Genomic DNA, 12,352 nt, shown 5'->3' with positions numbered 1-12,352 from the left:
CGCGATGTCGGCATTCCGTTTCGAAGCAATCGATGCGGCGGGGCGCGCGCAGAAGGGCGTGATCGATGCCGACAGCGCGCGCGCCGCGCGCGGCCAGTTGCGCACGCAGGGGCTCACGCCGCTCGTCGTCGAGCCGGCCGCCAGCGCGAGCCGCGGCGCTCGCTCGCAGCGCCTCGCGTTCGGCCGCAAGCTGTCGCAGCGCGAGCAGGCGATCCTCACGCGCCAGCTCGCGAGCCTGCTGATCGCGGGGTTGCCGCTCGACGAGGCGCTCGGCGTGCTCACCGAGCAGGCCGAACGCGACTACATCCGCGAACTGATGGCCGCGATCCGCGCGGAAGTGCTTGGCGGCCATTCGCTCGCGAATGCGCTGGGCCAGCATCCGCGCGACTTCCCGGAAATCTACCGCGCGCTCGTCGCGGCGGGCGAGCATACCGGCAAGCTCGGCATCGTGCTGTCGCGCCTCGCCGACTACATCGAACAGAGCAACGCGCTGAAGCAGAAGATCCTGCTCGCGTTCACGTATCCGGGGATCGTCACGCTGATCGCGTTCGGCATCGTCACGTTCCTGCTGAGCTACGTCGTGCCGCAGGTCGTCAACGTGTTCGCGAGCACCAAGCAGCAGCTGCCGGTGCTGACGGTCGTGATGATGGCGCTGTCGGATTTCGTGCGGCACTGGTGGTGGGCGATCCTGATCGCGGTCGCGCTCGTCGTGTGGTTCGTGAAGGCGACGCTGTCGCGCGACGGGCCCAGGCTCGCGTTCGACCGCTGGGTGCTGACCGCGCCGCTCGCGGGCAAGCTCGTGCGCGGCTACAACACGGTGCGCTTCGCGAGCACGCTCGGCATCCTGACCGCGGCCGGCGTGCCGATCCTGCGTGCGCTGCAGGCGGCCGGCGAGACGCTGTCGAACCGCGCGATGCGCGCGAACATCGACGATGCGATCGTGCGCGTGCGCGAAGGCTCCGCGTTGTCGCGCGCGCTGAACAACGTGAAGACGTTTCCGCCGGTGCTCGTGCACCTGATCCGCTCCGGCGAAGCGACGGGCGACGTGACGACGATGCTCGACCGCGCGGCGGAAGGCGAGGCACGCGAACTCGAGCGGCGCACGATGTTCCTGACGAGCCTGCTCGAGCCGCTGCTGATCCTGGCGATGGGCGGCATCGTGCTCGTGATCGTGCTGGCCGTGATGCTGCCGATCATCGAGCTGAACAACATGGTGCAGTGACGGCCTGACCGCCGGTCAGGCCACCGCCGTTCAACGCATGTAGATCGCGGGGGACGGTGTGTTCGCGGGGAGCTGGATTTCGGCGCGGGCGCCGTTGCGGTCGACGATGATCGAGCGGCTGCGGACTTCGGCGAGCTTCGCGCCGGATGTGACCTCCGCGCCGAGCGACACGGCACGCGGCGGTTCGCCGCCGACGCCGACGATCGCCGCGCCGCCATGATCGAGCGCGAGAATGCCGAACAGGTGGATGTCCTGCACGGGATTCTTGTCGAGCTGTCCGCCGAAGAGCGCGGCGGCGTCCTCCGTGCGGATCGGCAACCGCGCGGCGGCGGCGGGCAGCGGCGCTTCGCGGGCGGACAGCGTGACGACCCAGTAGGTGGCCGTCGCGCACAAACCCGCGAAGAGGGCTAGGGAGAGGATCCGGATCGAGAGCGCGTTCATGCGCGCTATTGTACGGATGTATGTGAAATTTGCGTTGGGTGAAAGCCCTCGGCGATGCGCGCCTTACAATGCGTGCTCCGCGCCCGGGGAAACGGAAGCTGGCCGTCAGGCAAACGTCCGTCATGCGCCGGGTGCGTCACTCAATCGACGACATTTTTTGGAAGAGGTAGTCAGTCATGCAAACGTGGATCACTCGCCGCAATGCGGCCGTGCGCCGTCAGCGCGGTTTCACGCTGATCGAGATCATGGTGGTGGTCGCGATCCTCGGGATCCTGGCGGCACTGATCGTGCCGAAGATCATGAGCCGTCCCGACGAGGCGCGCCGCATCGCCGCGAAGCAGGACATCGGCACGATCATGCAGGCGCTCAAGCTGTACCGTCTCGACAACGGCCGCTATCCGTCCCAGGAGCAGGGCCTGAACGCGCTGACCCAGAAGCCGACCACCGATCCGATCCCGAACAACTGGAAGGACGGCGGCTATCTCGAGCGCCTGCCGAACGATCCGTGGGGCAACGGGTACAAGTACCTGAACCCGGGCGTGCACGGCGAGATCGACGTGTTCAGCTACGGCGCGGACGGCAAGGAAGGCGGCGAAAGCAACGACTCCGACATCGGTTCGTGGCAGTAAGCCTGCGCTGACCGGCCCGACGATCTCCCCGTTCTTCACTTCATGCCCGCCCTTCGCACGCCCTTGCGCTTCGCTCGCCGCGCTGACCGCGACGGCCGCGCGCGTCGCGGCGCGGCCGTGACCGCGACACACGCCCGTGCACGCGGCTTCACGCTGCTCGAGATGCTGGTCGTGCTCGTGATCGCGGGCCTGCTGGTGTCGCTCGCGTCGCTGTCGCTGACGCGCAATCCGCGCACCGACCTGCGCGAGGAAGCGCAGCGCATCGCCCTGCTGTTCGAGTCGGCCGGCGACGAAGCGCAGGTGCGCGCGCGACCGATCGCGTGGCAGCCGACCGCGCACGGCTTCCGTTTCGACGTGAGCTCGCCCGACGGCTGGCGCACGCTGCGCGACGACCTGCTGCGCCCGCGCGACTGGGACGGCGGCGTCACGGGCGCCGACATCGACTATCCCGGGTCCGATACGCGCGCGAGCCGCGTCGTGTTCGGCACCGAAAGCATCGACACGCCGGTGCGCGTGACGCTGCATTCGGCGGTTGGCAGCGCGACGATCGTCGGCACGGGCAACGGCCGCTACGAGGTCCAATGACGATGCGTCGTCGCCTGCTCTTTCCGGCTTCTTCCTCGCGTGGCTTCACGATGATCGAGGTGCTGGTCGCGCTCGCGATCATCGCGGTCGCGCTCGCCGCGTCGATCCGCGCGGTCGGCACGATGGCGACCAATGCATCCGATCTCCATCGCCGGCTGCTCGCCGGCTGGAGTGCCGACAACGCGCTCGCGCAGTTGCGCCTGACGCATGCGTGGCCGGAGGTCGGCGAGCAGAGCTTCGACTGTTCGCAAGGCAACGTGCAGCTGGTCTGCACGCAGCGCGTGAGCACGACGCCGAACCCGGTGTTCCGGCGCGTGCAGGTGTCGGTGAGCATGCCGGGGCGCGCCGGCGTGCTCGCGCAAATGGTGACGGTGGTCGCGAATGAAACCAGCCGTCCGCTCTGACGCGCCGATGCGGCGCCGGCCCCAGCGCGCCGTCGGCTCGCGCCGCGTGCGAGGCTTCACGCTGATCGAACTGATGATCGCGATCGCGATCCTCGCGGTGGTCGCGATCCTCTCGTGGCGCGGGCTCGACCAGATCATGCGCGGCCGCGACAAGGTCGCGTCCGCGATGGAAGACGAACGCATATTCGCGCAGATGTTCGACCAGATGCGTATCGACGCGCGGCTCGCCGCGACCGACGACGAAGCCGGCCGGCCGGCGATCGGCGTCGCCGGCAACACGCTGCAGATCGTTCGCGAACTCGACGTGCCGGGCGCCGCGCCGCGGCTGCAGGTGGTCCGCTACCGGATCGCCGGCGGGCGCGTCGTGCGCTATGCGTCGCCGCCGCTCGACGACGCGAACCGCCTGCGCGACGTGCTGAAGGACAGCGGCGTCGACGGCTGGAGCTGGGTCGCGTTGATGGGCGGCGTCGGTGCGATCGACGCGAAGCTGTACGTGCCGCGCGTCGGCTGGACCACCAACCTGCAGGCGGCCAGTGACGCACTGTCGCAGAACAACGATGCGCTGAAGGTGCCGCAGATCGGCAACGCGCCGCCGGCGCGCGCGGTGACCGGGCTGCAGGTCAGCATCGGCGCGACGTCGCTGCACGTGCCCGTCACGCGCATCTTCCTCGTCGGGGAATGACGATGCGCGCGCGCCCTCACCGTTCCCGGTTCGCCGCTCGTGGCACCGCACGCGCACGCCGCGAGCGCGGCGCGGCGATCATCACCGCGCTGCTCGTCGTCGCGCTGTCGGCGATCCTCGTGTCGGGGATGCTGTGGCGCCAGCAGGTGCAGATTCGCCGCATCGAGAACCAGCGCGTGATCGCGCAGGCGCAGTGGGTCGCGCGCGGCGCGCTCGACTGGACGCGCATGATCCTGCGCTCCGAAGGCGACACGGCGCCCGGCATCACCTATCTCGGCGGGATCTGGGCCGTGCCGATTGCGAAGACCAAGCTGTCGGACTTCCTCGGCCGGATCGGCGCGCCGAACGACAGCGGCGGCGAAGACACCTACATTTCCGGATCGATCGAGGACGCACAGGCGAAGTACAACCTGCGCAACCTCGTGTCGTCGCCGGCGCCCGGCGTGCTGCAGCTCAACGTGATGCAGCTGAAGGCGTTCCAGCAGCTGTTGACGACACTCGGCTACGACGGCGCGCTCGCGAAACGGATCGCGCTGCAGATGCGCGCGGGCCTGATGCACTCGGCGACGCGTTTCCAGACGGCGGCGCTGCCCGGCGCCGGTACGGCCGCGACCGCGCCCGTGCCCGGCGGCGACATGGCCGGCAACTTCACCGACGAACCGGGGATGTCCGACAGCGACCGCGGGCCCGCGCCGCTCGTGATGACCGGCGTCGACAGCCTGCTGGACATCGACGGCGTGACGCCCGAGATGGTCGCGCGGCTGCGCCCGTTCGTCACCGTGCTGCCGACCACGACGCCGGTGAACATGAACACCGCGCCGGCGGAGGTGATCGCGGCACTGGTGCCGGGGATGAGCGTGTCGTCCGCGCAGGCGCTCGTGTCGCGCCGCGAGACCGTGTTTTTCCGCAACGTCGGCGACGTGCAGCTCGCGCTGCGCGGCGCCGGCGCGCCGAACGTGACGATCGACTCAAGCCTCGTCGACGTCAATTCGAGTTATTTCATCGTGCATGGCCGGATTCAGCACGATCGCGCTGAGGTCGATCGCACCTCGCTCGTGTATCGTGATCCGACCACGCACTCGACGCGGGTCGTGCGCATCCGCGACCAGCTATAACGACGCCATTCGGGAGAGGAGCTCTTGAGCACGCTGATTGTTTCTTTGCCGCCGCGCGAGCCGGCCGTGCCGTTGCAGGAGTGGCAGTGGCCCGAGCTGCCGTTCACGCTCGTGGACAAGGCCGGCCAGGTGCAGCGCGCGGGCCGTGCCGCGCTCGCGCTGCTGCCGCGCGCGAACGCGACGGTACTGATCGTCGCCGCGCGCGACGTGCTGCTGCTGGCCGCGACCGTGCCGCCGCTCAAGGGGCCGAAGCTGCGCCAGGCGCTGCCGAACATCGTCGAGGATCAGCTGATCCAGGATCCGCTCGGCTGCCATATCGCGCTCGATCCGGTCGCGCTGCCTGACGGCCGCCGCGTGCTGGCCGTCGTCGATCGCGCGTGGTTCCGCGCGATCTGCGACGCGTTCAGCGCGGCCGGCCACCGGCACCTGAGCGCGGTGCCCGCGACGCGCTGCCTGCCTGCACCGCACGCGCCGGCGGAGCCCACGCTCGGCGCGCCTGCCGACGGCGAGGCCATCAACGCCGACGCGATCGCGGACGCGGACGAGCCGCTCCCCCGCCCGACCGCGGTGGCCGTGGTGCTCGGCCTCGCGACGGCGGTCGAACCGCTGCTCGTGGAAGCCGGCGCGCAGCCGGCCGTGGCCGGTGCGCCGCGTCTCGAACTCGCGGTCGCGCGTGGCGCGCTCGGCGAAGGGTTCGCGGCACCCGCGGCGCGCGCCGGCGGCACGCTGGCCGCACTCGCGGGCGGCGGCGACGTCGAACTGTACGAGCTCGGCGAACCGGGCGCGGAGCCGCGCCTCGCGTCGGTCGGACGCGCCGACGGCACGCTGCTGCCGGGCGCGCAACCGCTGTCGTTCGATGCGTTCGCGCGGCGGGCGCTGACCGAGCGCTTCGATCTGTGCCAGTTCGAATTCGAATCGCAGCCGTGGCGCTTCGACCGCGCGACGGTGAAGCGCTTGCGCGTGCCGATCGCACTCGCCGCGGCCACGCTCGGCGTCGCGGTGATCGGGATGAACCTGCACTGGTGGAAGCTGTCGCGCGAGCGCGACGCGCTGTCCGCGCAGATCACCGAGACGCTGCTGTCGGCCTTCCCGAAGACGACGACGGTGCTCGATCCGCCCGCGCAGATGCAGCGTCAGCTCGACCAGCTGCGCCTCGCGGCGGGCGAGCTGTCGCCGAACGATTTCCTCGCGCTGTCGAGCGGGCTGTCGCATTCGATGGGCGCGCTGCCGCTCAACGGAATCGCGTCGCTCGATTATCACGACCGGCGGCTCGACGTCGGCTTCAAGCCGGAGGTCAAGGTCGACCCCGATTTCCCGCAGCGTCTCGCGCGCAACGGGCTGGCCGGCGAAGTCGACAGCAGCACCGGCAAATGGACGATCCGGAGCCGCTCATGAAGACCGAACAACTGAAGCAGACGCTGGCCCAGTTCTGGGGCGAGCGCACGCCGCGCGAGCGGACGCTGCTCGGCTGGGGCGGCACCGTGCTGGCCGTCGCGATCGCGTATTCGGTCCTGTGGTCGCCCGCACAGGAAGGCCGCGCACGGATTCGCCACGAGCTGCCGACGATGCGCCGCGAACTCGCGCAGATGACCGCGCAGGCCAACGAGGCGAAGTCGCTGACGGCCGCCGCGCAAGGCGTCGCGCCAACCGGCCTCGCGCTGAAGGACGCGCTCACCGCGTCGCTGTCCGATCACGGGCTGCAGGGCGCGCAGGTGCAGGTCGTCGGCAACGGCGTGCAGATCCAGATGAAGAACGTGCCGTTCCCGGTGTGGACGCAGTGGCTCGACGACGCGCGCCGGCAGTTCAAGGTGCAGGTCGGCGAAGCGCACGCGACCGCGCTGAAGGAAGACGGCCAAGTCGACCTGACGGCCGTGATGCAACCCTCGACGCAAAAATGACGCAGTGGATGAAACCAGCGACGGTCGGCCGATGAGGCCAGGGACCAGGCGGCTCGTCGCCGCATTGCCGTGGGTGGTGGCAGGCGGGTTCGCGACGGCGCTGACGCTCGTCGCGCTCGCGCCGGCCGCATGGATCGCGCCGCAGTTCGCGCGCGCGACCGGCGGCCACGTGAATCTCGTCGATCCGGACGGGTCGCTATGGCACGGTTCGGGCACGCTGATGCTCGCACCGGGTGCGGACCAGAGCGCGGCGACGCTGCTGCCGGGCCGGGTCGAATGGACCACGGGCTTCTGGCCGCTCCTGACCGGGCGCGTGCGGATGCGCATGCGGCAGACCGAGGCGATGCCCGACGCCGTCACGCTCGATGCGACGTGGCGCGGCGCGGTGCTGTCGGCGGGTGCGATGGCCGTGCCCGCGTCGCTGCTCGCCGGGCTCGGCACGCCGTTCAACACGCTCGACCTGCAGGGTGACGTGCGGCTCGGCTGGACCGACTGGCGGATGATCGGCAACAACGCGTTCGGCCAGCTGACGGTGACGATCGATTCGATGAGTTCGCGCGTGTCGCGCGTGAAGCCGCTCGGGTCGTACCGTGCGGTGCTGCAGGCGAAGGGTTCGGGCGCCGATCTCGACCTGTCGACGACGCAGGGCCCGCTGTTCCTCGACGGACACGGCAGCTTCGGCCCCGGCCAGGGTTCGTTTCGCGGCACCGCGCATGCGGCGCCCGAGCAGCAGGCGAACCTTGCGGGGCTGCTGAACCTGCTCGGTCATCCGATCGGCAACAACCAGGTGTCGCTGATCTTCGGCGACGCGACGCGCTGACGCGCGCGGCGCCCTCTCTTTTCCGCCTTACTTCTGCGCGAGCGGTGCGGTCGCGGCCGGCGCCGCCGCACCGGATGCCGATTCCGGCACCGGCGCCGCCATGTCGCCCGTCTCGCGCGCCATGTCCGACGCATCCCAGCCGCCGCCGAGCGCCTTCACGAGCCCGACCGACGACACCATCCGCTGCCCGGCGATCGTCATGAGCTTCTGCTGCGCGGTGAACGCGGTGGTCTGCGCGGTCAGCACGTTCAGGTAGGCGACCGTGCCGGCCTTGTACTGGTTCGTGACGATCGCGAGCGCGTGCTCGGCGCTGTCGACGGCCTGCCGCTGCACGTCGACTTCCTGCGCGAGGATGCGCTGCGACGCGAGGTTGTCCTCGACGTCCTGGAACGCGGTGAGCACCGCGAGACGGTACGCGGCGACATCCTGGTCGTAGGTCGCGCGCGCGGCATCGGTCTGCGCGGCGCGCAGGCCGGCGTCGAACAGTGTCGCCGCGAGCTGCGGGCCGACCGTCCAGAACCGCGCGGGCAGCGTGAACAGTTGCGACCACACCGAGCTCTGGAAGCCGCCGGTGGCCGACAGCGTGAGCATCGGGAAGAACGCGGCGATCGCGACGCCGATCTGCTCGTTCGCGGCAGCCGCGCGGCGCTCGGCCGCCGCGATGTCGGGGCGGCGCTCGAGCAGCGCGGACGGCACGTCGACCGGCGTGATCGGCGGTTCCGCCGTGAGCGGGTTCGGCGGCAGCGAGACCGTCGATGCCGGTTCGCCGATCAGTGTCGCGATCGCATGCTCGTACTGCGCGCGCGCGACGCCGTTGTCGATCGACGCGGCCTGCGCGCTCTGCAACTGCGTCTGCGCCTGGATCACGTCCGCGCGCGCAGCGACGCCCTGCGCATATTGGTTCTGCGTAAGCTTCAGCGATTCGCCATACGACTTCACGGTGTCGTCGAGCAGCTTCTGCAGGGCATCGGACGTGCGCAGATGGAAGTAGGTCTGCGCGAGCAGCGCCTGCTGTGACAGCCGCGCGTTCGCGAGATCGGCCGCGGCGGCCGCCTCGCCGGCGCGCTGCGCGCTGACGCCGCGGCTCACCTTGCCCCACAGGTCGGGCTCCCAGCTCGCATCGAGGCCGACACTGTAGCTGTTGCTGATCGACGAGCTGCTACTGAAACTGGACGAGCTCGACGACGTACGCGCCGCGCGGGAGCGCGAGCCCGACGCGGTCAGCCCGACGGTCGGGAAATACGCGGCGCGCGCCTCGGCGACGAGCGCGCGAGCCTGCCGGTATGCGGCGGCCGATTGCGCGATGGTCTGGTTCGATGCGTTGAGCTTGCCGATCAGCGCGTCGAGCTGTTGATCGTTGTAGACACTCCACCACGAGCCGCGGTCGGCCCGGTCGGCGGGCTGCGCGACCTTCCAGCCGGCCGGCGCTTCCTTGAAGGCGGCGGGGATCGACGTGTCGGGCCGGTGATAATCGGGCCCGACGGCGCAGCCGGCGAGCAGCACGGCCATCGCAACGGCGACGGCGGCGCTCAGCGGGCGAAGGGCGCGCGGGAGGGGGGCGTACGGCATCGTGGTTTTCCTGTTGGGTGCTGCGGCCGGCGAGCGGCGTCGCGCGATGCGGTCGTAGTGCCGCTGGCGGACAAATGGTAACTGACGGCGGAGAAGCTGCGCAGCCCTAAGGGTACGGTGCGCAGCAGCACGAATGTGTTACCGGCGCGGCCGGCCGGTTTACCGGACATTACGGATCGCTTGCGCGCGAGACAGGCACCGAATGCGGCGCAGACGACGCGGGGGCGTGGCCGGCGTTCAGTCGGGGTGATGGTGGCGGTGCGGTGTCAGTGGCAGCGCACGGGCACCGGGACGGGATCGGCGGCGGACCGCCATGTCGACGGCTCCGTTGCCGCTGGCTGGCTCGTGCGGCGGGCGGCGCCCTTCGCGTTGCGCTGCCGGCGATGATCGAACCATGCGAACCCGAGTGCCGCGAGCGATCCGCCCGGTACCACCAGCATCGTCACGTACAGCGCGATCTTCCAGCCGCGGTGCGGCCCGGAGAACACATGATGAGCGGTATCGGTCAGGTTGCGGCGCAGCGCGCCGGCGGCATTTTTCAGGAACAGCATCGCGAACATCCTCGGGGGGCCCGGCAGCGCGGGCTAGGCGGTCAGAACATCGTCTCCGGCAGTGCAGCATGCACGTCGTAACTGGTTGCCTGAAATAATATTGACTAAGCAATCATTTTTCAAGATACTGGGCGCGTTTTGACCTGAAACGCACTGTTGCTGCGCGCGCAATCGCATGAACGGCGGCCTCTACGATCCCGACACCATCGCACTGGAAACGAGCCTCGGTTACTACCTGACCAAGGCCCGGCAGGCGCTCGTCGAGCGCATGGATCGCGCGCTCGAGCCGTACGACCTCACCGCGCAGCAGATCGGCGTGATCCTGCTGCTGTCGCGCGGCTATGCGCGCACGCCGTTCGAGCTGTCGCGCAAGATGTCGTACGACAGCGGCTCGATGACCCGGATGCTCGACCGTCTCGAGCGCAAGGGCCTGGTCGCCCGCTCGCGCAGCGAACAGGACCGCCGGGTGATCGAGCTGACGCTGACCGAACGCGGCGCCGAGGCGGCCCGCGCGCTGCCGTCGTTGATCGCGACCGCGCTGAACGCGCAGCTCGCCGGCTTCTCGGCCGACGAACTCGCGCTGCTCACCGGCCTGCTGCAGCGGTTCATTGCCAACGGGCCCGGCGACGCTGGCTGCCCGAAGCCCGACGAACCGGATTGCTGAGCGCGGGAGGGCCGATGTCTAGGTTAAGCATTCGTTTATTTCTCTGTCTGGGCAGAAGATGACAAGGCACGTGCTCCGTCTCTCCCCTGACCCGTTTCGTCCGGCCGGGCCACGCGATATCGTGCGCCCGTGCGTTGTGCCGGCGCGTCGCGCGCGCCGCGTCTAGGAGATTCCGATGTCCGCCACCACGGCATCCGCCGCGCCTCCCGCCGCCCAACCCGCGCCGCTGACCGGCGGCGCGCTCGCGCTCCTCACCGTCGGGCTCGCGCTCGGCACCTTCATGGAAGTGCTCGACACGTCGATCGCGAACGTCGCGGTGCCGACCATCTCGGGCAGCCTCGGTGTCGCGACGAGCGAAGGCACGTGGGTGATCTCGTCGTATTCGGTCGCGTCCGCGATCGCGGTGCCGCTGACCGGCTGGCTCGCTCGGCGGGTCGGCGAGGTGCGCCTGTTCACGCTGTCCGTGCTCGCGTTCACGATCGCGTCGGCGCTGTGCGGCCTCGCGTCGAACTTCGAGACGCTGATCGCGTTCCGGCTGCTGCAGGGCCTCGTGTCCGGGCCGATGGTGCCGCTGTCGCAGACGATCCTGATGCGCAGCTACCCGCCGGCGAAGCGCGGGCTCGCGCTCGGGCTATGGGCGATGACGGTGATCGTCGCGCCGATCTTCGGCCCGTTGCTGGGCGGCTGGATCAGCGACAACTACACATGGCCGTGGATCTTCTACATCAACTTGCCGATCGGCATCTTCTCCGCGGCCTGCGCGTACTTCCTGCTGCGCGGCCGCGAGACGAAGACGACGAAGCAGCGGATCGACGCGATCGGCCTCGCGCTGCTCGTGATCGGCGTGTCGTGCCTGCAGATGATGCTCGACCTCGGCAAGGACCGCGACTGGTTCAACTCGAGCTTCATCGTCGCGCTCGCGCTGATCGCGGTCGTGTCGCTCGCGTTCATGCTCGTGTGGGAGGCGACCGAGAAGGAACCGGTGGTCGACCTGTCGCTGTTCAAGGACCGCAACTTCGCGCTCGGCGCGCTGATCATCTCGTTCGGCTTCATGGCGTTCTTCGGCTCGGTCGTGATCTTCCCGCTGTGGCTGCAGACGGTGATGGGCTACACGGCCGGCAAGGCCGGCCTCGCGACCGCGCCGGTCGGGCTGCTCGCGCTGGTGCTGTCGCCGCTGATCGGGCGCAACATGCACCGGCTCGACCTGCGGATGGTCGCGAGCTTCGCGTTCATCGTGTTCGCGGGCGTGTCGGTCTGGAATTCGACGTTCACGCTCGACGTGCCGTTCAACCACGTGATCCTGCCGCGGCTCGTGCAGGGGATCGGCGTCGCGTGCTTCTTCGTGCCGATGACGACGATCACGCTGTCGAGCATCTCCGACGAACGGCTCGCGAGCGCGTCGGGGCTGTCGAACTTCCTGCGCACGCTGTCCGGCGCGATCGGCACCGCGGCCAGCTCGACGTTCTGGGAGAACGATGCGATCTACCACCACGCGCGGCTGTCGGAATCGGTGAGCGTCTACGCGCAGAACACGACCGACTACCAGGGCGCGCTCGCGCAGCTCGGGATCGTCGGGCAGACGGCCAACGCGCAACTCAACCAGCTCGTCACGCAGCAAGGCTTCATGATGGCGACCAACGACTTCTTCCACCTGTCGGCGGGCGTGTTCATCGCGCTCGCGGCGCTCGTGTGGATCACGAAGCCGAAGAAGGGCGCGGGGCCGGCGATGGGCCACTGAACGCGCGGCGGGCCGCGCCGGCGCCCGCCCGTTC

At 69.7% G+C, this 12,352-nt stretch carries 14 protein-coding genes; 11 read left to right on the top strand and 3 right to left on the bottom strand.

Annotation, left to right across the window (positions count from 1 at the left end):
• Positions 1-4 precede the first annotated feature (4 nt).
• Positions 5-1,222: a type II secretion system inner membrane protein GspF gene (gspF, locus tag DIE23_RS16930; RefSeq protein WP_124613200.1), complete on the top strand. Its 1,218-nt coding sequence runs from the start codon at positions 5-7 to the stop codon at positions 1,220-1,222.
• Positions 1,223-1,252: 30 nt separating this feature from the next.
• On the opposite strand, the gene DIE23_RS16925 is transcribed toward gspF, so the two are convergent.
• Positions 1,253-1,663, bottom strand: coding sequence for a type II secretion system protein N (locus tag DIE23_RS16925; protein WP_124613199.1), 411 nt, complete (start codon positions 1,661-1,663; stop codon positions 1,253-1,255).
• 176 nt (positions 1,664-1,839) lie between these two features.
• Here DIE23_RS16925 and gspG point away from each other — a divergent pair, with 176 nt between their 5' ends.
• The 8 genes from gspG to DIE23_RS16885 are packed head-to-tail and all read left to right on the top strand — an operon-like array spanning position 1,840 to position 7,796.
• Positions 1,840-2,292: a type II secretion system major pseudopilin GspG gene (gene gspG / locus DIE23_RS16920; protein WP_124613198.1), complete on the top strand. Its 453-nt coding sequence runs from the start codon at positions 1,840-1,842 to the stop codon at positions 2,290-2,292.
• Between the two features lie 42 nt (positions 2,293-2,334).
• Positions 2,335-2,877, top strand: coding sequence for a GspH/FimT family pseudopilin (locus DIE23_RS16915; protein WP_124613197.1), 543 nt, complete (start codon positions 2,335-2,337; stop codon positions 2,875-2,877).
• A complete protein-coding gene (gene gspI / locus DIE23_RS16910) occupies positions 2,874-3,281 on the top strand; it encodes a type II secretion system minor pseudopilin GspI (protein ID WP_185646475.1) in 408 nt (135 codons plus the stop codon). The genes DIE23_RS16915 and gspI overlap by 4 nt, the downstream gene beginning before the upstream one ends.
• Positions 3,259-3,963, top strand: coding sequence for a type II secretion system protein J (locus tag DIE23_RS16905; protein ID WP_124613196.1), 705 nt, complete (start codon positions 3,259-3,261; stop codon positions 3,961-3,963). The genes gspI and DIE23_RS16905 overlap by 23 nt, the downstream gene beginning before the upstream one ends.
• A gap of 2 nt (positions 3,964-3,965) precedes the next feature.
• A complete protein-coding gene (gene gspK, locus DIE23_RS16900) occupies positions 3,966-5,078 on the top strand; it encodes a type II secretion system minor pseudopilin GspK (protein WP_124613195.1) in 1,113 nt (370 codons plus the stop codon).
• A gap of 24 nt (positions 5,079-5,102) precedes the next feature.
• Positions 5,103-6,473: a type II secretion system protein GspL gene (gene gspL / locus DIE23_RS16895; RefSeq protein WP_124613194.1), complete on the top strand. Its 1,371-nt coding sequence runs from the start codon at positions 5,103-5,105 to the stop codon at positions 6,471-6,473.
• Complete coding sequence (gspM, locus tag DIE23_RS16890) at positions 6,470-6,976, top strand: type II secretion system protein GspM (RefSeq protein ID WP_124613193.1); 507 nt, start codon at positions 6,470-6,472, stop codon at positions 6,974-6,976. Before gspL ends, gspM begins: the two co-directional genes overlap by 4 nt.
• Positions 6,977-7,007: 31 nt before the next feature.
• Entirely contained in the window at positions 7,008-7,796 is a 789-nt protein-coding gene (locus tag DIE23_RS16885; RefSeq protein ID WP_124613192.1) for a type II secretion system protein N, read from the top strand.
• 27 nt (positions 7,797-7,823) lie between these two features.
• On the opposite strand, the gene DIE23_RS16880 is transcribed toward DIE23_RS16885, so the two are convergent.
• Together DIE23_RS16880 and DIE23_RS16875 are read right to left on the bottom strand one after the other, a co-directional pair.
• Positions 7,824-9,365: an efflux transporter outer membrane subunit gene (locus tag DIE23_RS16880; protein ID WP_124613191.1), complete on the bottom strand. Its 1,542-nt coding sequence runs from the start codon at positions 9,363-9,365 to the stop codon at positions 7,824-7,826.
• A gap of 266 nt (positions 9,366-9,631) precedes the next feature.
• Positions 9,632-9,916 carry a multidrug ABC transporter ATPase gene (locus DIE23_RS16875; protein ID WP_124613190.1) on the bottom strand — a complete coding sequence of 95 codons (285 nt, stop codon included), beginning with the start codon at positions 9,914-9,916 and terminating at the stop codon, positions 9,632-9,634.
• Between the two features lie 175 nt (positions 9,917-10,091).
• On the opposite strand from DIE23_RS16875, the gene DIE23_RS16870 reads away from it, so the two are divergent.
• Entirely contained in the window at positions 10,092-10,580 is a 489-nt protein-coding gene (locus DIE23_RS16870) for a MarR family winged helix-turn-helix transcriptional regulator (protein ID WP_124613189.1), read from the top strand.
• A 175-nt stretch (positions 10,581-10,755) separates the two neighbouring features.
• On the top strand, positions 10,756-12,318 hold the full coding sequence (locus DIE23_RS16865; RefSeq protein ID WP_124613188.1) for a DHA2 family efflux MFS transporter permease subunit: 1,563 nt from the start codon (positions 10,756-10,758) through the stop codon (positions 12,316-12,318).
• Positions 12,319-12,352: the final 34 nt, after the last annotated feature.

The organism is Burkholderia sp. Bp9143, assembly GCF_003853645.1.
In the GTDB taxonomy this organism is placed as follows: domain Bacteria; phylum Pseudomonadota; class Gammaproteobacteria; order Burkholderiales; family Burkholderiaceae; genus Burkholderia.
Note: the sequence above shows the minus strand (reverse complement) of the source record. Positions and strands in the feature narration are given on the sequence as shown.